A 23,391-nucleotide genomic window follows, 5' to 3' on the forward strand; every position below is an offset into this window, starting at 1 on the left:
AGCTTTTTGCCAAACTGCCGCTCAATCAGCGCGGCAATCAGCGACAACGTCCACAGCCCGAATTCAAACTTGAACTGCAACGGCGTGTGGTCACGCACGGCTTGCGCCAGCCAGCGCATCTCCTCGGCAGTGACCTTGGGCGGCCGGCCCGGGATCGGCTTGGCCAGCAAGGCGTTTTGTCCGCCGTTGGCGAAGTCGGCCAGCCAACGATAGACGCTGCGCTCGTTCACCCCGTAGGCCGCAGCCACACTCGCCACGTCTTGCCCTTCGCGAACGGCTTTCACCGCTTGCTGGCGCATCGCCTGCAACGTTGCGTGATCCAGTTTCCGGCCGTCCGATTTGCGTTTGGATTTCATGCGTGTATTGTCTCATGAACATGACAATACTTTCGAAAACGTTAGTAACCTCTTCGTTGTTTCGCTGACGAGGAGGCCATGGCCAAACCGATACTCGATGACGAACTGTGGTCACTGATCCATCCGCTGCTGCCTCCACCGAAGCCACGCCGTACGCGATACCCGGGCCGCAAGCCGCTGGACGATCGCGCCGTGCTGACCGGCATCCTGTTCGTGCTGCAATCCGGTATTCCCTGGGAAATGCTTCCGCAGGAAATGGGCTGCGGCTCGGGCATGAGCTGCTGGCGCAGACTGCGCGACTGGCAGCAGGCGGGCGTCTGAGACCGGCTGCACGAAGTATTGCTGGCCAAACTTCGTGCAGCCGATCGCATCGACTGGTCGCGTGTGGTCATCGATTCGTCCTCCATTCGTGCAGTGGGATCAGGTCAAAAACAGGACCCAATCCCACTGATCGGGCGCGCCCCGGTTCAAAGCACCATCTCGTTACCGAAGCGCAGGGCATCCCGCTCGCGCTGATCCTCACGGGCGCAAATCGCAACAACGTCACCCAACTGCTGCCTCTGATCGAGGCCATCCCGCCCATTCGGGGCAAGCGGGGGCGGCCTCTGTCAAAGCCCGTCATCGAGCAGGCCGATCGCGGTTACGACCACGACAAATATCGCAAGCCCCTGCACGCTGCCGGTATTGCTACGCAGATCGCACGCCGTGGAGAGCCCCACGGCAGCGGCCTTGGCAAGACCCGGTGGGTCGTCGAGCGCACCTTCGCGTGGCTGCACAACTTCAGACGCCTGCGCATTCGGTTCGAGCGCCTCGCCGCCATACACGAAGCGTTCATGAAAATCGCCGCCTGCATCATCTGCTGGCGACACCTTCAAAAATCATTCTGTTAGCGTTTCTTAGCGCACGGTCTCGTTGATGCGATTCCACCTATTTGCGGTGACCGTGACCGACCGCTTCGGTAGCCAGGTGTCGTCTCGCACACGTTTCGAGCGGTGCTCCGATATTCGGGAAGCGTACTTGAACCTGGCCACTCCCTCTTCAGCCGAAACAGCTTCAGAAGAGCGGAGCGGAGGTTTTTAACCGATCTATTACTTGCTGCGTGCGGCATCCTCAATCCTACGAGCGCATTCCGTAGAGAATTGAACTAATATTCTCGCCATCGATTCTTCCCTATCACAAACATCCTTTTCCTTTTGGAAAGTTCTTTCTGCCTCTTCCAAACGAGATTTTTCCTCCGAAAATTCCTTTGATTCTTCTTCTTTTGCCATTTTCTTTGGAAGACCACTCAAAATACCACCCGGCGCAGGAGCAGGAGGGTTGAGTTGGACATGCTGTGCTTCTGAAGTCATTGAAGCCGTCGCGCTCGACGTATGAGCGCGATTCTTGTCCTCGATATCCGATCCGGCTGGCTGCGGCAGTGCCGACTGCCTGGTGATGTCGCGTACGCCCATGTGATGTTCTCCTGTAATGTGAACCGATGACCTTTCCCGTTCCCTTATCAATCCGCAACCCCAAGCAGCGCGGTCAGCGCCGCGTACCCCTGCGCACAATCACGCCGTTGTCGACGATCGTGCCGTCCATGCATTCGACGTGGAGCATCTTGGTTGCGCCGTACCAAGACCTTTGCGAAGTCGTGGCGCAACCGGTGATCTGGTCATAACCGGTCGTCGTCCCGCAGGCGACGAGCCCGAACAGCATCACGAGCACGCCGGTCATCAGGAATAGATGTCGTTTCATCATATGTGAAGGATTGAGTAATCAATATTCGACTATGCGAGGCGTCAGCAGGAACACGCGATCCATCTTGCGGCGCGCATTTTCATTCTGTCGAAACAACGCCCCGAGGACGGGAATCTTCGACAACCCGGGCACGCCGGACTCGCCTTCCGCCCGGCTTTCAATGCGATAGCCTGCGATCAGCAGGCTCTCGTCCGTCCCGATCACGGCCTGCGTGCGGATCGAGCTGTTGTTGATCACCGGGATGCTATCGACCGTCTTGCCGGTGATCTGCCCGTCGTCGATATTGACGACCAGCTTGATGTGCTGCCGGCCGTTTTCCTTGACTACCATCGGCAATACGCGCAGCGAAATTCCGGTCGACACGCTGTACAACTGGCCCGAAGTGTGACCGGACACGCGTACGAAGAAACGCGTCCGGTTGTCCATGATGGCTTCGACGTTGTCCAGCGTCGCGACCTTCGGGCTGGCGTCGAGCCGGGCTTTGTTTTCCAGTTGCAGAAAATTGATACGCCCCATCAGATAGCGGCCGCCATCGCCGACCACGGCGGTCAGCGTGTTGCCCGAGGATGCGCCGAACGGTGCGCCGCCAGTCTGCGCGCTGACATGCTTACTGCGCGCACGCCAGTTCACGCCCATCTGTCGCAACGCCGTTTCCTCGATCTCGATGACGTGCGCCTCGATCTCGATCAGTTCCCGACGCACATCCAGCTGATTGACGAGCGATGCGTACTGATCGATCCGCTGCGGCGTATCGCGAACGAGGACGGAATTCGTCCCGGGATCGGCCTGGATGACCGGCAGCCGCTCTCCCTGCGACGTCGGCACCGGCTGGTAGCCCGGCGTCAACGCCTGCCCCGCCGGCGCAAGCTGCTGCCGCGCATTCCCGCCAAGCAGCCCCAATATTCCCGGCTGAACGGTCGTGCCGACGCTCGTCCCCGGCGGCAGCGGCGGTAGCGTGACGCCAGCCTGGATCGGACCGCCGCCCGGCAGCGGCACAAAATTGACGTCCGGCGCGGCCTGCCCGTCGATATCCGGCATCCCCATCTGACGCTGAACGCCATAAGGTTGTGCGCCACCCCGCCCGTCACCGGCTATCGCCGACTGGCCGTACAGGTTCGCCAGCACGGAAGCCACGCCCGCGACCGTGACGGTCTTTCCGTCGATCTCCACCTGACGATCGGCTGCCCACGCGTTCTTCAGCGCAAACATCCGCACCACCGAGCTGCCTTTTCGTTCGGAGCCCGCATCGACCCGCTGCGCGATATCCGTGACCATCTTCACGTACTGCGACGGCCCGCTGACGAGCAGCGTGCGCGATTCCTCGTCGGAGCTGACCGGGAAGCGCGCGTCGGTGACGCTCATGCGATCGAGTGTCGCCCGCAGATTCGCGGGGGACGTATGGTGGAGCTGGATGACGTTGCGCGTCACGTCGCTGGCGGAGGTGACGGTCAGTACCGACCCGTCATAGAACCAGATGAAGCCGAAGGTTGACGCGAGCGTATCGAGAAAGCGTTGCGGCGCCATGTCGAAGGTGCCGCTCACCACGCCTTGCACGTCATTGGAAATGGCGGCACTGACGCCCATGCTGGCTGTGAAATCACGCAGCACATCCTTCAATTCCTTCTTCTGTACAGCGATGTGAATCTTCGGTTCGCGCCAGCGCACCTCGGCGCCGTATGACGAAAACGGCGCGATGGTCACGACAAACACGACGGCCAGCACAAGCAGCTTCGCGACAGACGCGATGCCGGCCACCGCGCGATTCACGACAGATTGCGTCTTGCGTTCCACATGCCGTTCCTCGTCGAAGTTCCGCCTTCTCACGCTTCGTCCAGCACGGATTGCCCGGCTTTCTCCGGTCGCGGAAACGCAGCATCACGGCGCGTGTTCCGATTCATCAGGCCTGCCTTCAGATGTTCCATCCTGCAGCGCCGAATCAGCTCGATCGGCGACATCCCCAGGCAGCTCTTGAAAGTGCTCTGCAGCGCACGCTCGCTTACACCGATCTCGGCCGCCATCGCTCGCACCGACAGATCGCGGCAGTTGATGTTTTCCAGCAGAAACACATAGGCCCGCAGATACTTCGGCGGCAATCGCGCGCCGACATCGTCACGCTGCGGCATGTTGATCGCAGTGCGATTGGCGAAACGTGCCAGCATGTGTGATTCCACGCGCAGGCAATGCATCGCCGTCACCGCGTAATCGGAATACAGTTGCAACCACTCGTGCGTTCGCCCCTGCAGTTGCCGGATCTTCGCGAGGCAATAGAGATAGTCCAGATCCCGACCTCCGGCGCCGACGTCGTGCGCCGATCGGTGCAACGGATCGAGCACACCTTCCGCAACCTGCGGCAAGCCGGCCACCAGCGCCGACAGAGCCATTTCAAGCCGCACCGTGCGTTCGTAACCGTGCATGTTGTTGCGCTGAGCCCAACGCAAATGCGTGGCAAGATCGGCGACGACGTTGCGGTCGCCGCGGGCCAGCGCGCGCAATTGTGTCAGGAACATCATGCGTTGACGCAACAGCGGCGCGCGCAAGCGGGTCGACAGCATGGCCAGATTCGATTGATCGCATTCGCCGCGCTGCCGACGCTCGACGCCGAGCGACGCGCTGTCTGCCTGGAGGCCGGACTGCCAGAAAGCATGGTCGCCAATCTGCGTCGCCAGCCTCAATTCGTTCTGGATCGCAAGATCGCCACGCAGCATGATTGCCAGATCCTGCCAGACTTCGTGCATCGGACCGACCCCGCCGACTTCGGTGTCGAACGCGTCGAGCGCCTGGTCGGTATCGGCGGCGCGCCCAAGATGATGTAATGCGCAGACGATTCCGAGGCGCGCGAGCGCGCGCTCCGATGACGTAGCATGCGGCTCCTCGATAACGCGGGCAAAGCACGACACAGCAGCGTCAAACCGATATCGAAACAGCGACTGCCAGCCGGCGTTGCAGCACGACGCGATCCGCAGCACGTGACGCGTATTGCGCATCAGCTTTTGCGCAAGTCGATAGCGATCTTCCGCCTCAGAGACCGCGCCCATGACGAGATCCATGTCTGCGTGCATCTGCAGGCCATCTATCGTCGGCGGGCTGGAATCGGCTTCCCTCCCATTCACCAGCCCGACCGCCGAATGCAGATCACCATTCGCAATTCTATCTATCCAGTCTTTTGTCGTCTTTTTAAAACGAAGTGCAGATGCAAGCGAAAAATAAATCATGGAAAACATAGGCGCCTCAATCTGACAGGTCAGTGTCTTACGGCGAACTTCAGCCATGACGTGTGCAGTCAATCTAACATCATTGACGTTGTCAATTCTCAATCTTTCTTTGAAACAGATCTGACAAATCAGATATTCCACTCGCTATCGATCGGCTCGCGATGCCAATTCGCGAATCCGATCCGATAGCCCGGCGAGAGTCAGCGGTCCGTGCACCTGGTGGATAAACAACGCGGTAAACAACGCCAACATAACGATCGTCAGCAACGCTTTGGCGGGCTGGCTCAGGTTCATCAGATCGAGCTTGGGCGCGGATTTTGCCGCGAATGCAAAACCGAAATCGACCAGCAGCAGCATGAACGCCATCGGCGCCGCCAGTTTCGCGATCGTCTGCATCAACGTATCGGTCTGCTGCAGCAAAAAACTGGAAAGAATGCGGGTCGAATTCGGCCAATCTGATGAAATGGGCCACCATTCATACGATTCGTACAGAATTCCGATCAAAACGATACCGCCGCCTAATGCCCAGAATGCGGTGTTTGCCAGTTGACCGAACAATGTCGAAATCGGTGTCGACTGCTCCGAACGCACCGGATTGACGATCTGGATATTGTTGTATCCCGTGATCGCGTCGATATAGACGCCGACACTTAGCACGGCCCAGAACACCGTCGACGCGGAGAACGCAAGCAGGAAGCCGATCGCTGCTTCACGCATGATCGTCTGGACCAACCATGCACCGTTTAACGCATCGAGGAATTCAACCGGTTGCCCATACGCGACATAGGCGCTGAATAGCAGCACGAGACCGGTACGCAGCGTGCCCTGCAACGCGCCGTCTCCAACCGGCGGAAAGACGATCATGATGATGCCGAGCCGCAGCGAACAGACGCCCAGCAACGACAGATATTCGAGGACGCCCCGCCCGTTCAGCGGCGACACGGCGAGCAGTTCATTCATTGTGTCGACCGGCGGCAACACGGCGCATCAAAGCCAGTTCCTCGACCTCTTCGTCGACACGTTTCTCGTGATGCACGGCCATCTCGCTGCGGATCACGTCGATTTTTTCCGCATGGAGCGTGTCGCGAAACCGATTCATCGCGGCCTCCTGCCGAACCCGAACGATCTCGTGGTCATTGGTCGACAACGCATCGATCAGCCGATCCAGATTCGCCGCCAGCGCCGAGCGCTTTTGAACAAGGGAGTCGATGCATCGATTGGCCTGCATCCATACGTCGATCGAAAACGGTTCGCCGTCACGGGTCAACGCATCGATACGCGATTGCTCGCGGCCGAGGGCCGTGTCGACTTCCCGTATACGCGCGCGGGGTTCGTCGCAGGCTTGCTCAATCGTGTTCCGCTCCTCCATCAGTGCGGCGAGCCGCTTTCTCAACCGGTCGTCACACCGCGCCAATCGCAGTCGCGCACACTCGAGCGCGACGAGTCGCCGCTTCACGTGCGTCATACGCCGGACTCCGCGAGCCGACGCAACGCGTCGCGCGTCTCGTCGAAGTTTTCATGCCCGCCCCTCGGCTGCGACAGGAATGCACGAATGGCGTCGATCTTCGCGATCGCCTCGTCAGCGACCGGATTCGACCCACTCTGGTATTCGCCGATCTGCAGCAGTGCTTCGATCTCGCCATACTGCGCCAGCAACCGACGCACGCGGCCGGCGTCCTCGACGTGATCGGGTGGCACGACCTGGGGCATCACGCGCGACAGACTGCGGAGCATGTCGATGGCGGGATACTGGTGCTTGGCGGCGATTTCACGCGACAGCACCATGTGGCCGTCGACGATGCCGCGAACTTCCTCGCTAATCGGATCGCCGCCGGAATCGTCTTCTTCCAGCACGGTATAGAGTGCCGTGATCGAACCGCGCGCGCCCATGCCGGCGCGCTCGAGCAAGTATGGCATCTTGGCGAACACCGACGGCGGGAAGCCGCGCCGCACCGGCGACTCGCCCGCGGCCAGGCCTACTTCCCGAAGCGCGCGCGCGAAACGCGTGAGCGAATCCATCATGAGCAGCACACGTTGCCCTTCGTTGCGAAACGATTCGGCGATGGCGGTCGCGACATAGGCCGCTTTCGCACGCTCGATCGCCGACCGGTCCGACGTCGCACACACCACGACCGAGCGCGCCATGCCTTCCGGGCCAAGGATCGTTTCGACAAACTCACGTACTTCCCGGCCACGCTCGCCAATCAGGGCGATCACGTTCACGTCGCACTGCGCGCCGCGAGCGAACATGCCTAGCAGCGTGCTTTTTCCAACCCCGGCGGGCGCGAAAATACCCATACGCTGCCCTTCAGCGAGCGTGAGCATCCCGTCAACCGCGCGCACACCAGTGGCGAGCGGCGCGGCAATCATGCGGCGCTGCATGGGTGCCGGTGGCTCGGCAAAGATCGATGTCGATTCGTTTGCAGGAATGGGCGAGCCGCCGTCAATCGGTTGGCCAAAACTGTTCACGACTCTCCCGAGCAATACGCGCCCGGCCGGCACCGACAGAGGACGCCCCAGTGCGACCACCCGTGTAGCCCGCGACACCTGGTCCAGTCTGGCAAAGGGTGAGAGCAGCGCGACGCTTCGCGTGAAACCGATCACTTCTGCATACTGAAGCAAAGCCCCGTTCGCCGCGCGCAATTCGCACAGATCGCCCAGCGATACATCCAGGCCACCCACTTTGACGACGGTACCGATGACTTCCAGCACCTTTCCGGTCCGAACGGCATCCGATTTGGCGAGGAGCGCGTCTGCCAGCGCGTCCGCGAAACGATCCTGGTCGGCCACGAGTCCCGGCAACCATGCGTCAGGCATGCAATCCTTCGTCAATTCGCATCTCCGTCGCGATCCGTTCCGGCGGCGTCATCGACCGGCAGGCTCAGCGCGTGCCCAGCGGCCAACCGCACCGCCTGCAACCGTGCGTCGACACCGACATCGACAATTACCAAATCGGATTCGCATAGGCAACTGCCGCGCGCGAGGCGCGGATCCTTCACGATCCTCAGCGGAAACGATCGGCCGGCCTTGCGCCAGCGCGTCGCGAGTATACCGAAGATCTTCCGTGCTTCTGCATGGTCGTCCGGATGCACGGCAATACGCATAATCACGGTGTCTTCGATGATTTGCTCGATCGTGTCGAGCGCGCGTGCAAACAGCGCACGGGTGCCTTCGGTTCGAACGATCCGCTCGACCGTGAGCGTCACGACCTCCGCCATTCGCTCGCGCATCCCGAGCTGCACGCGGCGGCGCAGGTCGCCAGCTTCCGCCAGATGCCCCATCCATTCCGACAATGCTTGTTGCCGCCCTTCGCGATAGCCTTGCTCCGCCGCTTCGTCGCGGTGTTTGCGCGCTTCGGCAAGTAGCGCCGCGGCGTTCACCTCGGCCGCCGCGATCATTCCAGCAGCTTCGTTGCGTGCCTGGTCTAGTAAGCGCACACGATCCTGCCGAACTTGCTCGCAGGCTGCGTCGAGTTCCAGGAGCACGCCAAGTGCATCGCGCCTGATAACCTCCGAGTCCGTACCAATGACTGGTGCGTCATCGCCCGATGCGTCACTCGCGCGCCTTAGCCAAATACCCATCCCCACTCCGGCAACCATTCAGGCAATCCCGCCATCAATCGTATCGATCCTTCGTAGTCCAGCGCCCGATCAACCTCACCTGGCCATGCCGGAAGCCCGATATTCCGTGCGAACAAAAGCCGCTGCAATGTGAATGGCGGCCGATCAACGTCCAGGTCACGCATCAACAACGCCAGTCCCTCTCCCGACAGCGCTTTCGCATCGAGTTCGCGCAAAGGCGGAATCATTGCCGTCCGCGCCAGCGACGCGATGTCCGGCGCATTGGAATCCGGATTCGAGAACAAATCTATCTGCATTCCTGTCCATTCATATAACTTCGCCCTCGATTGCCTGTCGATCAGGCGACGCACTTCCATTCGACGAAATATCAGCGACCTCGTACGCAGAATGCGCGCCGCCACTTCGCCCGGGACCGCATCGAGCGCCGACCAATGCGGCCCCACCAGCGTGTTCAACGCGGGAACCCCAATATCCAGCGACCGCAACAACGCAAGTGAAACGGCCGCGACACACCGCTCATCCAGCGTTGACGCGACTTCGGAGAGCGATACGCATACCTGACCGTCATCGCCGGATTCACATCCGGCGTATCCCGCCAGCCATGACGCATCGGCCCAGACCGACGCGGTTCGGGCATTGCGCTGATAAGCCGCCAACGCTTTCGACCACCGCTCTATCGAAGCATCGATTTCATCTCTCCCTCGTTCCGGGATTACGCCCGTTTCGCGACTATGGCACGCATCAGCCCGACGATCCACGCAAGCGCTCGAGTTGCGCCCGGATCCGTTTGAGCACGCGCACTCCCATTCCGGACCTGATCAACATGAACAGCGCGGCGCCCATCAGTCCGGTCGCCGCAAGCCCGGCTGCGATCCACGCCACCGGCAAGCGTTGCGACACCACGGCACGCGTCGCTCCGGGTTCCGCCATCACGGCCGTGACGCTGACCCGCTCGTAGGCCAACCCTTCGACGCTGTTGACGACCAGCGTCTTGATCTGCGGCACGATCTTGCCCACACCGGAATCGCCGCGATATTTGATGAAGACCGATGCGGACGACGGCTTGACTTCCTGAGCCAGCGGATCGTTGTTGGGCAACACGATCTGGACGCGCGCGACCACCACGCCATCAATTGCGGATATCGTGGACGACAGCTCCTGAGACAACCCGTACAGGAATCGCACGCGCTCCTCGGTGGGCGTCGAAACAAGACCATCCTTCCTGAACAACGCACCGAGATCGTGATGCCTCTCGCGCGGCAACCCGCGGTCGCGCAGGACCTCGATTGCATTGGCGAACCGGTCGTCCCGAACCGAGACCACCCAGTACTTGCCGTTACCGCCACGCTGCTTCGACGCAACGATCCCGCTCTCGAACAGTGCCGCGATCATTTCGTTGGCATCCTGCTCGCTCAAGTTTTCGTACAGGTTCTTGCTGCACCCGACGAACATGACACACATCAGCGCCGCGACCGCCAATCGGGCTGCAGACCACCAGATCGAACGTGTATCTCCCGAAGCTATCGCCATCCTGTCGCCACTATTGGTTCTTCATCAGCGTTTCGATCGCCGACTTCGACGCACCGACCACGCCCAGTTTCACGGTTACATCGAGATTCATGGTCGCCAGATCGACCTGCATCTGCATCGATCGGGCATGCAGTTCGCGCATGTCGAGCGCGGGTGTCGCGGCAAGCGTCTCCATCATGCTTCGGTTCACATTGACGAACTGGGCATTCTGTTCACGCAACAGGTGCGCCGCCGCCTGACCCGCATCGACCGGCTCTGCAACCGGGTCAGCCATCTTCGGCCGCTCCATCAACGCCTGGAAACTTTCCGCGAGGTGACGATCGCCGCTCGACGATCCGATGGCATTGCCGTCGTCCATGCCGACCTGCCCCAATGCGATGCGACTGAACCCCACTGAATCGATCATCGTGATATTCCTCTCTTCGAGATCGCGCACGCAATTAGAGACGCAGATAGCTGGCCGAATCCGGCACGCTGCCGCCTTCGCTCCCAGCCGCTTCCGACGCTCCGCCGTCCTGCTCCGCGATCAACGCCGCGAATGTCGGGGGAATCACGAACCTTCCCCCGCTTTGCTGCACCTTAATGGCGTCCTGCAGATCCTCACGTGCCTGCATCACGGTCACCAGCGCCGCTGTATGCGGATCCGTCGCCAGCTCCGCGGCTTCGGCCGCGACACGGCGCCAGCTCGCATCACCTTTCGTCGACAGGCACACGGCCAACAGCGTCCTTGCATGAGGAAACGCGGGCACGCGTTCGCAGACGGAGCGCAGCACGTGCATCGCTTCATCCCAGTTGCCCCGAAACATGTGCAGCAGCCCGGTCAGCGTTTCGATCTCCACGACATTGGGCCGCAGCACCGTCAGCGCCCCGATGACTTTCTCGACATCGTCCAGATCGACCTTCACGTCCGGGAAATGGCGAAACAACGACACCGATACGACCTCAATCAATCCGCTGACGATGTCGTTGCTGCAATTCAGGCATTCGTCCATCCTTTCCACAACCATTGCACACGCCTCCGTTTCAATCGATTCGACTTCATCACTTCAGTTGCGGCTTCCATTCACTTAATTTGCTTCATAAGCATATCCGTCAACTTTTTACGCACCCGAATTTCGGCGCGCACGATCTCTCGCAAACACGAAGCGGGCTCGGCCCTCTGCCGGCAGACTAGCGCGAATGGTTCAGTGCCCCCTCCCGCGCTTCGCCAATCTCTAGGATGCGTCGCGGCAATCATGGCTCGACCACGCGCCGGATCGTTACGATGCAAACGGTTTCCATCCATCGAGCGTGGAATACTTCATGAGCGGCGAAAAAACCGAACTTCCGACTCCCAAGCGCCTGCGCGATGCGCGTAAGGACGGCCAGACGTCGAAAAGCGTGGATGTCAGCGACGCGCTGGCGATGTCGTGTGTCGTCATGCTGCTGTGGTTCGCGGGAAATCACTTTGCGGACGGGGTTCGCGGCATCGTTTTTGTCGCGCTCGATTTTTCTCAAAACGACGCCGAACGTGGCTCCATTCATGCTTCGCTTTATAAGATCGGCATGCACGCGCTCTCCGTGGTTGTTCCCTGCATCCTCGCCAGTGCGGTGGCTGCTACCCTCGCTTCATTGGCCCAGGTCGGCATGGTGATCGCGATGAAGCCGATCGTGCCGAAAGTGGAGAACGTCAATCCGGCGGCTGGCCTCAAACGGATGTTTTCGCTCCGCAGCGTGATCGAATCGCTCAAGATCGTCGTCAAGGCGCTATTGATCGGCAGCGTGATGGGGGTTACGGTCGCCGGTCTCTTCCCGCTCGTCGTCGGTTCGCTCCACCAACCGCTGAGCGGGCTATCGACAATGTTCTGGAACCTGTCGCTGAAACTGATGCTTGTCGCATGCGTGGTATTCGTCATCGTCGGCGCCGCAGACCTGAAACTTCAGAAAGTCCTGTTCATCCGGCAAATGCGGATGAGCAAGGACGACATCAAACGCGAGCACAAACAACAGGAAGGCGATCCGCTGATCAAGGGCGAGCGCTTGCGCCTCGCGCGCGAACTCGCCACGTCGGCACCTCCCGAAAAAAAACAGGCGATCGGGCTCGCGAACGTCGTCCTCGTCAATCCGACCCATTTCGCGGTCGCGCTGCGTTATGCGCCGCATGAACACCCGTTGCCACGCGTGATCGAGAAAGGCATCGACGAATCCGCCGCGCTGATTCGCCGCTACGCGGAAGAACTCGGCACGCCTGTTGTCGGCAATCCGCCGGTTGCCCGCGCGCTCTACAAAGTCGAGCTCGGCGGGCCGATCCCACGGGAGCTGTATGAGACCGTCGCGGCAATCCTGCGCTGGGTCGATGCTCTGGGTCCGACGCACAACAACGAAGGCGAAGGCGCACCGTCGGCTGCGCCCTCCCACTGACGCCCGGGCAGAACACGCATGCTTAAATCGCTCAAATTGCCGGCCGGTGGCGAAATCGGCATCGCCGCCCTGCTGGTCGCGATCATCGCACTGATAATCCTGCCGCTGCCCACGACCTGGATCGATATCCTGCTGGCCATCAACATCGCAATCAGCGTCACGTTGCTGATGGTTTCCCTCTACATGCCGAACGTGATAGCACTGTCGTCGTTTCCGGCGCTGCTGCTGTTCACCACATTGTTCCGGCTGTCGCTCAACATCGCGTCGACCAAATCGATTCTTCTGCACGCGGACGCCGGGCACATCATCGAAAGCTTCGGCTTGCTGGTGGTGGGCGGCAACCTGGTTGTCGGTCTGGTTGTGTTCGGCATCATCGCCACGGTCCAGTTCATCGTCATCGCGAAGGGTTCCGAGCGGGTCGCCGAAGTCAGCGCGCGCTTCACGCTCGATGCGATGCCCGGCAAACAGATGAGCATCGACGCCGATCTGCGCGCCGACCTGCTCACACCCGACGAAGCGCGCGCCAAGCGCGCGACGCTCGCGACGGAAAGCCAACTGTACGGCAGCATGGACGGCGCAATGAAGTTCGTCAAAGGCGACGCGATCGCGGGGCTGGTCATCACGTTGATCAATATCGTCGCCGGCATTGCCGTCGGTATCGCCTATCACGATATGTCCGCCGGCGAGGCAGCCGACCGGTTCGCGATCCTGTCGATTGGCGACGCGATGGTCTCGCAGATTCCGTCGCTGTTGCTGTCGGTCGCCGCGGGCGTGATGACCACGCGCGTGTCCGACGAGCGTGACACGAAGCCCGTTTCGCTTGGCGCACAAATCGGCCGGCAGTTGAGCGGCAATTCCCGTGCGCTCGCCGTTTCGGCAGCGATGGTTCTTGGCTTCGCGGCGGTTCCCGGTTTTCCGTCACTGATGTTCATCGGTCTCGCGATCGCCCTGTTCGTTGGCAGCCGCCATCTCGCCAGGCGCGACAATTCCGCGCAAGCCGGTGCGGGCGGCACTGCCCATGCAACGCAGCGCACCGGCCCGAACACCGAGATCGGCGTAATCATGCCGCGCGCCCCGCAATTCACCTGCCCTGTCGGCGTGCGTGTCTCCCACGATCTCGTTCCGCGCCTGGTCGCCGACGCGCTTTCAAGAGCATTCGCCGCTGAACGCGCGTCGCTAGAGGAAGCACTCGGGCTACCGTTCCCGGCGGTTATGTTCTGGACCGGCGACAACCTGCCGGCGTCAACCTGCGAGCTGATGCTCTTCGACGTACCGCACTGGAGCGTGGAATTGCCGCATCGCAAGGTCATGATCGCGCCTCGTTACACGTCGGACGACAACGTCGTTGCCGATGCCGAAATCCGCCCACCGCTTTACCCGGGCGGTGCCGATACCATCTGGCTGAGTGACGACCGCGTGCCCGCCGACACAACGGTCTGGCGCGGCGAACAGGTGCTCGCTCATGCGGCGTCGATGCTGTTGCGGCAACACGCATCGCTGTTCGTCGGCATCCAGGAAACGCAGCGGATCCTCGAGCAGGCCGGCATCGAGTATCCGGGGCTGGTCGCCGAAGTGCACAAAGGCTTGCCGGTCCAGCGCATCGCCGACGTGCTGCGCCGGCTGCTCGAGGAACAGATCTCGATCCGGAACATGCGCAACATCCTCGAGAGCCTGGTCGTGTGGGGACCGAGGGAGAAAGACGTCCTGATGCTGACGGAATACGTCCGCGGCGACCTTGCACACTTCCTCGCGCATCGCGCGACGCGCGGCGGGCGGACACTGTCGGCTGTCCTGCTCGCCCCCGAGCTCGAACAACATATTCGGCACGCGATCAAGCAGACGCCGACCGGCAATTTCCTGGCGCTGTCGCCCGATGAGATTCAGTTGCTGACCGACCGCATTCAATCGCTGGCCGGCCATGCGACCGGCGACGATGTCGCGGTGGTCACGTCGATGGATATTCGCCGCTATGTGCGACGCATGATCGAAGAGCGCCTGAACGGGCTGCCGGTTTACTCGTACCAGGAACTCGCCAAACACGTCGAGCTGAAGTCGCTCGGCCACGTCCATGCGTTATGACAACCCCTACTGAATGTCTGATCGATGACCACATCCTCGACGTCAACCTCGCCCGCCTCTACCGATACCGCTCGCCGGTCGTCCGTTTACCCGCCATTTCGCGGCGTAACCGGCAGACCGCCGACCAGCGACATGGCATCGTCCGACGCCGTCGAGTCGCAGGCCAGGGCGAACATCTCGCCGGCCGCGCGCGACGCGCGGACGGGCATCGTATCGCCGGATACGCGGAACGCACCGCACGACGGTTCCGACGCAGCGGCGGCTGAAGCGTTTGCGACGGGTCGCGACGCGCAACCCGATCCGGGAACCGTCGATACGCTGCCACTCGAGCGCGAACGCTTTCGTACGACGATGGCGCCATTCGTCCATCAGGTTACGCAGTTTTGCAGCCATGATGCGATACGGCTGGCCGGAAACTGGAACGCAAGACTGGTGCTCGACGCGCATATCCTGGCCGGAACCACGCTGAATCTTTCGCTGTCGCGTTTCGATCTGTCGCTGTGTTTCGAAACCCGCGATCCCGCGACGCGACCGTTTCTCGCCGCGCATCTGGATGAACTCGAGCAGGCGCTGCGTGCCTCGCTACACGCGCTCGGGCAATCGCACGACGTGTTTCTGAGCATCCGTTGACGCGATGATCCCGACCAACACGAATCCCCGGTCCCGCATCGCGCGCGTGCTGTCAAACCCGGACGGCGCACCGATCCCGACCGCACCGCCCCGGCTTCCCGACGTCGCCCAGTGCGCAGCACGTATCACCCGGTTGGTGTTCGACGCGCGGTGGCCAGCGCTGGTCGACCGAGTTCCGGGCTTGACCGAATGTCACGCGTCGATCAGTGACGACAACTCCAGTGCCTGCTCCACCGCGCCGTTTCCCGATCGCGGCTTGATTACGTTGGTTCGCCGGACCGAAACACTGTCGATCGACATCGATCTCGCCGCCTATCCCGCGCTGTCGGTCGTGGCGCCGCCGATCGATTCGGCATGCAACAATGACCGCACATTGCGTGACGCCCTTGCATGCGCGTTGCTCGCCCCTCTGACGGTTGCGCTGGAGCAAGCCGGTTCCGCCGGCTGGCAGGTTGCCAGGCTCGCACGAACGCACACCGGCACGCATCCAGCTGGGCACGACGCGGTGTCCTTCGTGTCGCTTTCGTTTCAGTTAAATGGCGAGCGCCATCGTGCAAGGGTCGGGCTGGACAGCGCCGCCACCCACGAAGTGGCACGGCTGTTGAACACGATGACTCCGGCCCGGGCATTTCCGTTTCCGTCCATTCCTGTAGCAGGTCGGTTGGGCATCGGTGCGAAGCCATTGCGCACCTCGGTCCTGCGCAGCCTTGCGCCCGGCGACGTACTGCTCGGCGCGATCGAACCCGCCCTTGCCTCGCCCGGCACTTCGTTTTCAACGATCGCCGTCTGGGGCACGCCCCGCCTGATGCAAATGCTTGCACCGGTGAAATCCGACGGTCGAACCGTTACCCTTCTTGAGGATCCTTTTATGACACAAGACCCATCCCCCTCCAGTCATGACGCACCGGATCGTGCCGACCCCGTCGATGTCGGCGCGCTCGAGGTGCCAGTCAACCTTGAAATCGACACCATCGCACTCTCCATCGATCAGCTCGCTGCGTTGCGCGCGGGTTACATAATGGAACTTCCTCGTCCGGCAGCCGAGATGCCGATTCGCCTGGTTGCATGCGGCCAGTTGATCGGTCGTGGCGAACTTGTCACGGTGGGCGAGCAGCTCGGTGTTCGAATACTCGACATGGCGCAACGCGATGATTCACGCAGGTGACTTCACCGGATTGCTCGTCGCAGTCGTGTTGATCAGCCTCGTGCCGTTCATCGCGATGGTCGTGACGTCTTATGCCAAGATCGTGGTCGTGCTCGGCCTCCTGCGCAATGCACTCGGTGTTCAGCAGGTGCCGCCCAACATGGTGATCAACGGCATCGCGATCCTGGTTTCGATCTACGTGATGGCGCCGGTTGGCATGGCGGCCTTGCGCGGCTTCGACGGTAAGCCGCCGGCCGCCAATTCCTCCGAAGCGGTGATCCAGATCCTCGGCAACGCCCGCGAACCGTTTCGCGAATTTCTTGCAAAGCACGCCGCCACGCGTGAAAAGCGCTTCTTCCTGCGCTCGGCGTCGGTCGTGTGGCCAAAGGAAACCGCCGCCGCATTGCAGGAGAACGATCTGATCGTCCTCGCGCCCGCATTTGCGCTGACCCAGCTAGCCGAGGCGTTCAAGATCGGCTTCCTGCTCTTCATCGCCTTCATCGTGATCGATCTCGTGATCGCCAACGTATTGCTGGCGATGGGATTGAACCAGGTGAATCCCACCAATGTGGCCATTCCGTTCAAGCTGCTGCTGTTCGTCGTCATGGATGGCTGGTCGACCCTGATTCACGGCTTGATCGTGAGCTTCCGTTAACCGCGAGGAAGCACCATGGACATGGATACGCTCATTGGATACACGACACGCGGCATGCTTCTGTGCATGTACGTGTCGCTGCCGATTGTCGCGGCCGCCACGCTGGCCGGCCTCGCCGTCTCCTTTCTGCAGGCGGTGACGTCGATACAGGACCAGACCTTGTCTCACGCAGTCAAACTCATCGCGGCGACGATTGCCGTGATGGTCACGGCGCCCGCCTCGGCCGCGGCCATCCTGCGTCTCGCCACGGAAATCATGCAAATGGCGGTGCCAAGTTGAAAATCGTAAACAGTCAGAACCGACGCCCTTCGGAAACCGACGGCAAGACCAGCCATGACCGTCGACCGGCCTCGAGCCATCCCGGGCGCTCCGCAGTGCTTTACCAGGGCCGCGTGACGTTCGCCCATGTGAACGCACCACGCAATGGGGCGCTCATGAACGCTACCCGTGCGCGGCAGTTGAAAGCCGCATTGGCGAAAAACCGAATGGCCTCGGGCAAAAGCCGGAATCACGAAGCCGGGCATGCAGGCAACGCGATGGCCGATATCGGCGATAGCCACGATGCATTTGTTTTGGCGCCCGTCTCCGATGGCGACGCCGACGATCACCGGGACGGCCAGCGGCAATCCCACCGGTTTCACGCCCCTCGGGATACCGACATCGAATCGCCCGGCCATCCCGCATCCGCTTTCGCACTTTCCGAAGCGACATACGCCGGCACAGCGCTCCCGCCCCCCGCCAGAAACGGCGAGACGACGCTCGAAACAACGATCAGAACGCTACTCGAATTGCGCGACTCATGCGCGGCACACCCGCACCGCGCCGCCAGACACGACGTCTACACGTGGCTGATCAACCTGATCGCATCCCGCCGCCGCGCCGATTACCCATCCGTGGTGTCCCTGTCGATACTGCACGACGCATGTCACCGTGTCGTCGCGGAGCGTGCGTCATCCGCCGCGTCCGACGGAAACCGGCAGGTGCCGCACGAGGGCACGCAGCATTTCAACGCCCTGATCGGGCTGTTGTTGTTGAATACCTGTCGGCCATCCACACCAACCCAGTTTGAGCATGCGATTGTCCGCTTGCTCGCGCTGCGTCGCGCCGTCGTATCGCGCGTGCCTGATTCATCAGCGTCTTGAAATACACAGTTTCCCCATCCTATTGAGAATGACGTAAATCATGACATCACCAAAGCTCGGCTTGCTTCCAGCAAGCAGCGATGATCGATTTGCGCTTCTGGCCGCTCTTGAGCTTGCATCGAGCGGTGTGCTTCAGTTCGGCCAAGTTGTTGGGGCAGAAGCTGGCCAAGGCGCGCCGCTTGAGCCAAGCCCAGAGGTATTCGACTGGATTCGGCTCCGGCGCGCAACCGGGCAGCAGTGCCATCTGCACGGCGCCATCCGTGCTGTCGAGGTACTCGCGCACGACGCGGCTCTTGTGCTGCGCTGCACCGCCCCACACGATCATCAGCTTGCGCCTGAGTTGCGCGCGCAGCGCTTCGAGGAATTCGACGAACTGCACGCTTTTGATCGCGCCGTCGTACAGCCGGAACAGGAAGTTGGTCCGGGTGAGGCCGGCGACGGCCGAAACGTGCTTCCAGTTGAAGTGATACTGAATGATCGGCGTGCAGTCCTTGGGCGACCACGTACGCACCCGCGTGGGGCGCTCCGAGAGACCCGATTCATCAATGAAGACGACCAGTCGTCGCTCGGCGGCACACTTTTTTTGAGCGCGGGCCAAGTCTTGCGCTTCCAAGTCAGTGCCGCCTCCCCGTTGCGCTCGATGGCGCGACGCTCGGGCTTTTGCGAGCTAAACCCCAATGCGCTCAGCAGCCGCCAGACATGCACCTCGCTAAAGGTAACGCCGTACAGCCGCTCGATGAGCGCCCGTACGCGCTTGAGCGTCCATAGCTGGCCCGAATCCGTGTGCCAGCGGGCCCTGCAACAGCGCTACGCGCAATCCTTCGCGCTGGGTCGCATCCAATTGCGCCGGCCGCCCCGTCGCCATCACACGAAGCGCCTCGATGCCGCCTTCGTCGAGCCGGGCTTTCCACGTGTATGCGGTTTGCCGCGCGACCCCGACCGCTTTGGCTGCTTCGGCGAGCGTTTTGCCCGCGGCGACCAGCCAGCATCCGCTTGCGCGTAGCTTTGTCCATTTTTGGCCATCAACCGAACCTCCATTCAGCGTGACGACTGTATAACGCGTCGGCAGAGAGTCGGTTGTCATTGGTTTAGTAAAACTAAATAATAAACATGTTTCCATTTAACTTTCGTCTGGATGGATTGAATTCATGAGTGGCGATCAGGTTCCGAATCCTCTCCCGACGTATCGATGGATTCCCACCGCGTTGTTGCATAAATCAGGCACAAGGACGAAGTGATGCCTTTGTTCATGATCTCAGGCGATGCGGACGGACTGCGGGCGTGCGAGCTCAGTCATGCGGTTGAGCACCCCCACACGAATCGCAACCTCAGTGGCCTGCGAGCCGATGCGTCGAGCCCGCAGGCAGGGGGCCGGTGAGTGTCTTGAACCGATACATCGCGTTCTGGGCAAGCGAACGATGGTGATAGCCGCTGCTCTTCTTCCATGCTTGGCGGCTGACTCGAACGGATCTCCGGCAAGCACTCGACGCATGCGAATGAACGCCGTTCCTGAGCAGCGTTGCCGCTCAGCCCACAACACGGCCCTGATCACCCTGCACATCCGCTGCCGACGTGATCATTGATCGTGTCGCGCCTCCTTCCCGCGTCCGCCATGCCAGTTACTTCGCATTCCTTCAATAAACGGCGCACCACATCGAACACAAATACCACCGCTTGACTACAGTGTATGAAAGAGGCGGCGTTCGATGTGTGTTGCCAGATGTGTCAATCTTTCAATCACTGCAAACACCATGAAATCACTTCGCGTCATCACCGGATTTCATTCCGGTGCCCAACTGGACCTGTCACCCGGCTCGATCACGATCGGATCGGCGCGTGATGACGATATCCGGATAACGGACTGGACGGGTTCCGCTATCGAGCTCACCGTTGCCAATGACGGCGTGGTTCAGATACGAAGAAGCCCGGACGTTGAAAGCAACGAGTCGGTTGTCGACACCAGCGAGCCCGAAACGCTCGCTGACTTCGTTCCGGTGCAGTTCGGCGATATCGTGATCTGTGTCGGGCCGGCACACGTCGACTGGCCAAGCGATCTGACCTTGCTCTCGATGCTGTTTGCCAAGCCGACAGCGGAAAATCGTCCATCCGAGCGTCCGCGTCATCGAAGGTGGCCCGCGATCGCTGGTGTCACGACCTGTTGTGCGGCCCTGCTGACTGCCTTGTCATTGTTGCCGTCACAGCCGGCCAAAGCATCCTCCCCGGTGGATTTCGTCGCACACATCCGAAGCGCGGTAGCGCGCGTCAACGTGCAAGGTCTTGCCGTCGAGCGCGTGGACGACGATATCTCGATCACCGGCATGGTGGCGGGCTATGCAGAAGACGCGCGGGTTCGCCAAGTTCTCGCCGATCTCGGGAACCCGCCTGTCAGGCGTCGCTACAACATCGCCGAGAACGACGTCCAGAACATCCGGGATGCGCTGGGCATCGCCGGTGCCAACGTGTCCTATCGCGGCGGCGGAATCTTCGAGGTCGACGGAACCGTCGCAAGCCTGAAGACGCTCGATGCCGCCGTGGCGCGCGTGCGCGACGATCTGACTGCCAACGTAAAAGACATCGTCGTCAGTGCGACCGAAATTCCACCGCCGGAAGTGCATCAACCGATTGCTCAATTGATTTCCGCAAGCGCCGTGAAATATACGCAGTCGCCGGACGGGGTCAAGCAGATCTACGTCTCTGGCAGCTAACCCGTTCATCCGGAGTTCACATGTACGAACAACTCGAAACCGTAGCAGCGGAACTCAATGACTTGCAAGGGTATCTCGACCGCGCTATGGGGTCGAATCACGACGATCGCCTGTGCGACGCGCTCGACGCAGCAGCGCATGAGTGTCTGATTGCAACAGCCGAAACCGATCTGGATCGCCAGCGTCTCGCCAGCCTCCACCACGGCTTCCTGGCGGCAAAGCGCATCGTGCAGTCCCTGCTGGAAACCGGCTCGACAGCGCGTGCCTGACCAACATGTCTGGATCGTTCGATTCAGACAACCGGCGTGCTTCATTTTCGGCATGCCGGACAACGAGCTGACCGGATCCATCAGGCGTGGTGCCGCATGGGCCGGCAGTGATGGTTCATCTCTCTCACCGGAGGTTATATGGCAGTAGGCAGCAGCCCCGAAAGCGCAGCACAGCTCGCACAAATGAAGCAGATTCATCAGGAGTCCATGGCAATGCAAATGGAAACTGCAACAATGAACGCGCAACAATCGAAGACGGGCGCCTTTACTTCGTTCATGAAGACCGCCGCGTCAGGCATCAAGGAAGCCTCTGGCCGGATGTAATCCATGAAACCTGCCGTTGGCAGGAGCGAAATCGTCAATTGACGACGTCTTTCAATCATCAGTTATCCAAAGGAGATGTTATGGGAGTAGCTGCAGCAGGAGCGGCCATCAGTGTCGTCGGCCCGGCCATCGGTGTCGTCAGCCAACTGGCAGGCCAGGTTCTCGGTCAGGCGTTGGACAAGATGCAGAAGATGCAAGGCTGTCAAAACAAGGCAAGCACGGACCAGATGAAGACGATGTCGGAGAGCCTGGACAAAAATTTCGACAAAATCATCCAGGCGTTCGGCTCCAACTTTTCGAGCTCGCTCAAGGGTGCGTTCTAACGAGGTAATGTCACGTTGAAATCTATGGCCACTTCGCGCAAGCGTTGCTGGCCATAGCCCCCGAACCCGTTCCATCATCAAACATCGTTGAACCCAGACGCCTTCAGTACCCTCATCCACGATCTTTGCTCGACCGTCGGGCTTGGCGACTCGAGTCATGTCTTGCAAACGAGGGCCATCGAGGTCGAGGGCTTCGACGTACTTTTCGATCACTTCGATACAGATACCGATGCGATCTACTTGAATTTCTGCTTCGGCACCGTCACGGCCGGCCGCACGCTGACCATCTTCCGCCTGATGCTTGAAGCGAACCTGATCATCTACGCACAGGATCAGGCCCAGCTCGGTATCGATATCGACACGGGCAGCATCATCCTGATCGTGCGCGTGCCGATGACCCGTGAGCTCAATGGCGCTGTGCTCGCGAGCCTGCTGTCCCACTATGCGGAGCACGGACGATATTGGCGGCAAAACATCATCGAATCCAGCGACGAAATGTTCAAGGGAATCCTGACCGGTGATCACCTCTGGCTAAGGGCGTGACATATCGCTCGCGGCGTTGCCACTGTGGTGCACATTCAATGCGCACCCGTCCCTCGCAAAGCTGGGCGCCACGATTCGACACGTGAAATTTTCTAGACAAAGAAGCTATCAGACATCATGACGTCAGTCACCCCGTTCAAGCCGCCCAGGCTGATCGAGACAGACACGCTCCTGCTGCGCCCGCTCGAGTTCCGGGACGCCGAGGAACTGTTCGACAGCATCTTCAGCGATTTCGACACCATGCGCGACCTTGCGTGGCGGGTGCATACCCATATCGAAGAAACGCGCAACTTCATTGCGTTGTCGCGAGCCGGCAGGGAAGCTGGAACCTACGTTCACTGGGCACTGGAATGCAAGCAAACCCGCCGTATCACCGCGCTCATCGAATTGCGCATCGAACCGCCACGCATCGAGCTGGGCTACGTCGTCTGCCGGCGTGGCGCGACCCGGCGGCGACGCTCCGGCATCCTCGCGCTCCGGAAGCTCACGCAATGGCTGATCAACCAGCCTGGTATCTATCGGGTCTTCGCCCATTGCTCCGTCGATGGCCGGAGTCACACGATGATGGAGCGGCTGGGGTTCGAACTGGAAGGCACAGTGAAGAGCCACGAGGCTCGACCGAACATCGGCGTACTCGCAGGAGACAGTTACCTCTACGCAATGACACGCGCAGCGTCGCCGCTCACGGTGCCAAATTCCGGCCCGGTCAGCCCGCCCAGCGATTGATTCCGGTGCCGGATACGCGTACGCCAACGTCC

General features: G+C 60.9%; 26 protein-coding genes and 3 pseudogenes. 14 read left to right on the forward strand and 15 right to left on the reverse strand.

Annotation, left to right across the window (positions count from 1 at the left end):
• Positions 1-356 (reverse strand): helix-turn-helix domain-containing protein (locus BT264_RS35350; protein ID WP_143156760.1); only part of this gene is annotated, 356 nt, incomplete at its 3' end.
• A gap of 78 nt (positions 357-434) precedes the next feature.
• Here BT264_RS35350 and BT264_RS35355 point away from each other — a divergent pair.
• Positions 435-1,246 (forward strand): annotated as a pseudogene (locus BT264_RS35355) (IS5 family transposase).
• A 198-nt stretch (positions 1,247-1,444) separates the two neighbouring features.
• On the opposite strand, the gene BT264_RS38815 reads toward BT264_RS35355, so the two are convergent.
• The 12 genes from BT264_RS38815 to BT264_RS35410 all read right to left on the reverse strand — a co-directional run bounded on the left by BT264_RS38815 (position 1,445) and on the right by BT264_RS35410 (position 11,411).
• Positions 1,445-1,807 (reverse strand): hypothetical protein, encoded by a 363-nt coding sequence (locus BT264_RS38815; RefSeq protein ID WP_143155815.1) that lies wholly within the window; start codon positions 1,805-1,807, stop codon positions 1,445-1,447.
• A gap of 73 nt (positions 1,808-1,880) precedes the next feature.
• Entirely contained in the window at positions 1,881-2,072 is a 192-nt protein-coding gene (locus BT264_RS35360) for a hypothetical protein (RefSeq protein WP_072445247.1), read from the reverse strand.
• Between the two features lie 42 nt (positions 2,073-2,114).
• Positions 2,115-3,887 carry a type III secretion system outer membrane ring subunit SctC gene (gene sctC, locus BT264_RS35365; RefSeq protein ID WP_083534359.1) on the reverse strand — a complete coding sequence of 591 codons (1,773 nt, stop codon included), beginning with the start codon at positions 3,885-3,887 and terminating at the stop codon, positions 2,115-2,117.
• 29 nt (positions 3,888-3,916) lie between these two features.
• On the reverse strand, positions 3,917-5,449 hold the full coding sequence (locus BT264_RS35370; RefSeq protein WP_143155816.1) for a helix-turn-helix transcriptional regulator: 1,533 nt from the start codon (positions 5,447-5,449) through the stop codon (positions 3,917-3,919).
• 3 nt (positions 5,450-5,452) lie between these two features.
• Positions 5,453-6,268 (reverse strand): type III secretion system export apparatus subunit SctT, encoded by an 816-nt coding sequence (gene sctT / locus BT264_RS35375; RefSeq protein WP_072445249.1) that lies wholly within the window; start codon positions 6,266-6,268, stop codon positions 5,453-5,455.
• On the reverse strand, positions 6,261-6,773 hold the full coding sequence (locus BT264_RS35380) for a hypothetical protein (protein ID WP_072445250.1): 513 nt from the start codon (positions 6,771-6,773) through the stop codon (positions 6,261-6,263). The genes sctT and BT264_RS35380 overlap by 8 nt, the downstream gene beginning before the upstream one ends.
• The gene (locus BT264_RS35385; protein ID WP_072445251.1) at positions 6,770-8,125 is read right to left on the reverse strand and encodes a FliI/YscN family ATPase; all 1,356 of its coding nucleotides are present in this window, start codon (positions 8,123-8,125) and stop codon (positions 6,770-6,772) included. Before BT264_RS35385 ends, BT264_RS35380 begins: the two co-directional genes overlap by 4 nt.
• An 11-nt stretch (positions 8,126-8,136) precedes the next feature.
• Entirely contained in the window at positions 8,137-8,889 is a 753-nt protein-coding gene (gene sctL, locus BT264_RS35390) for a type III secretion system stator protein SctL (RefSeq protein WP_175964364.1), read from the reverse strand.
• Positions 8,874-9,647, reverse strand: coding sequence for a type III secretion protein HrpB4 (locus tag BT264_RS35395; RefSeq protein WP_072445253.1), 774 nt, complete (start codon positions 9,645-9,647; stop codon positions 8,874-8,876). The genes sctL and BT264_RS35395 overlap by 16 nt, the downstream gene beginning before the upstream one ends.
• Complete coding sequence (gene sctJ / locus BT264_RS35400; protein ID WP_072445254.1) at positions 9,631-10,419, reverse strand: type III secretion system inner membrane ring lipoprotein SctJ; 789 nt, start codon at positions 10,417-10,419, stop codon at positions 9,631-9,633. Before sctJ ends, BT264_RS35395 begins: the two co-directional genes overlap by 17 nt.
• Before the next feature lie 10 nt (positions 10,420-10,429).
• Complete coding sequence (locus BT264_RS35405; RefSeq protein WP_110281467.1) at positions 10,430-10,825, reverse strand: EscI/YscI/HrpB family type III secretion system inner rod protein; 396 nt, start codon at positions 10,823-10,825, stop codon at positions 10,430-10,432.
• A 34-nt stretch (positions 10,826-10,859) separates the two neighbouring features.
• Positions 10,860-11,411, reverse strand: a complete 552-nt coding sequence (locus BT264_RS35410; RefSeq protein WP_244137488.1) for an HrpB1 family type III secretion system apparatus protein — start codon at positions 11,409-11,411, stop codon at positions 10,860-10,862.
• Positions 11,412-11,721: 310 nt separating this feature from the next.
• On the opposite strand from BT264_RS35410, the gene sctU reads away from it, so the two are divergent.
• The 7 genes from sctU to BT264_RS35445 are packed head-to-tail and all read left to right on the forward strand — an operon-like array spanning position 11,722 to position 18,469.
• Positions 11,722-12,819, forward strand: coding sequence for a type III secretion system export apparatus subunit SctU (gene sctU, locus BT264_RS35415; protein WP_072445274.1), 1,098 nt, complete (start codon positions 11,722-11,724; stop codon positions 12,817-12,819).
• A gap of 18 nt (positions 12,820-12,837) precedes the next feature.
• Positions 12,838-14,898 (forward strand): type III secretion system export apparatus subunit SctV, encoded by a 2,061-nt coding sequence (sctV, locus tag BT264_RS35420; protein ID WP_072445257.1) that lies wholly within the window; start codon positions 12,838-12,840, stop codon positions 14,896-14,898.
• Between the two features lie 24 nt (positions 14,899-14,922).
• Positions 14,923-15,528, forward strand: coding sequence for a type III secretion system protein SctP (sctP, locus tag BT264_RS35425; RefSeq protein ID WP_083534365.1), 606 nt, complete (start codon positions 14,923-14,925; stop codon positions 15,526-15,528).
• A 4-nt stretch (positions 15,529-15,532) separates the two neighbouring features.
• Entirely contained in the window at positions 15,533-16,693 is a 1,161-nt protein-coding gene (gene sctQ / locus BT264_RS35430; protein WP_072445259.1) for a type III secretion system cytoplasmic ring protein SctQ, read from the forward strand.
• Entirely contained in the window at positions 16,677-17,327 is a 651-nt protein-coding gene (gene sctR, locus BT264_RS35435) for a type III secretion system export apparatus subunit SctR (RefSeq protein ID WP_072445260.1), read from the forward strand. Before sctQ ends, sctR begins: the two co-directional genes overlap by 17 nt.
• Before the next feature lie 15 nt (positions 17,328-17,342).
• Positions 17,343-17,606 carry a type III secretion system export apparatus subunit SctS gene (gene sctS / locus BT264_RS35440; protein WP_072445261.1) on the forward strand — a complete coding sequence of 88 codons (264 nt, stop codon included), beginning with the start codon at positions 17,343-17,345 and terminating at the stop codon, positions 17,604-17,606.
• Complete coding sequence (locus BT264_RS35445) at positions 17,603-18,469, forward strand: hypothetical protein (RefSeq protein ID WP_143155817.1); 867 nt, start codon at positions 17,603-17,605, stop codon at positions 18,467-18,469. Before sctS ends, BT264_RS35445 begins: the two co-directional genes overlap by 4 nt.
• A gap of 46 nt (positions 18,470-18,515) precedes the next feature.
• Here BT264_RS35445 and BT264_RS38820 read toward each other — a convergent pair.
• A pseudogene (locus tag BT264_RS38820) lies at positions 18,516-19,482 on the reverse strand (IS630 family transposase).
• 242 nt (positions 19,483-19,724) lie between these two features.
• A pseudogene (locus BT264_RS37645) lies at positions 19,725-19,926 on the reverse strand (IS5/IS1182 family transposase); the annotation flags it as partial.
• Between the two features lie 294 nt (positions 19,927-20,220).
• Here BT264_RS37645 and BT264_RS38825 point away from each other — a divergent pair.
• From BT264_RS38825 to BT264_RS35495, 6 genes are all read left to right on the forward strand, one after another.
• Positions 20,221-21,174, forward strand: a complete 954-nt coding sequence (locus BT264_RS38825) for an FHA domain-containing protein (protein WP_143155818.1) — start codon at positions 20,221-20,223, stop codon at positions 21,172-21,174.
• Between the two features lie 20 nt (positions 21,175-21,194).
• The gene (locus BT264_RS35475; RefSeq protein ID WP_072445264.1) at positions 21,195-21,443 is read left to right on the forward strand and encodes a hypothetical protein; all 249 of its coding nucleotides are present in this window, start codon (positions 21,195-21,197) and stop codon (positions 21,441-21,443) included.
• 138 nt (positions 21,444-21,581) lie between these two features.
• Complete coding sequence (locus tag BT264_RS35480; protein WP_072445265.1) at positions 21,582-21,767, forward strand: hypothetical protein; 186 nt, start codon at positions 21,582-21,584, stop codon at positions 21,765-21,767.
• Positions 21,768-21,847: 80 nt separating this feature from the next.
• The gene (locus BT264_RS35485; protein ID WP_072445266.1) at positions 21,848-22,090 is read left to right on the forward strand and encodes a hypothetical protein; all 243 of its coding nucleotides are present in this window, start codon (positions 21,848-21,850) and stop codon (positions 22,088-22,090) included.
• Between the two features lie 87 nt (positions 22,091-22,177).
• Complete coding sequence (locus tag BT264_RS35490) at positions 22,178-22,633, forward strand: CesT family type III secretion system chaperone (protein ID WP_072445267.1); 456 nt, start codon at positions 22,178-22,180, stop codon at positions 22,631-22,633.
• A 117-nt stretch (positions 22,634-22,750) separates the two neighbouring features.
• Positions 22,751-23,359 carry a GNAT family N-acetyltransferase gene (locus tag BT264_RS35495; RefSeq protein ID WP_072445268.1) on the forward strand — a complete coding sequence of 203 codons (609 nt, stop codon included), beginning with the start codon at positions 22,751-22,753 and terminating at the stop codon, positions 23,357-23,359.
• Positions 23,360-23,391 lie beyond the last annotated feature (32 nt).

Origin of the sequence: Burkholderia sp. NFPP32 (genome assembly GCF_900119325.1) — a bacterium.
GTDB lineage: Bacteria > Pseudomonadota > Gammaproteobacteria > Burkholderiales > Burkholderiaceae > Burkholderia > Burkholderia pyrrocinia_C.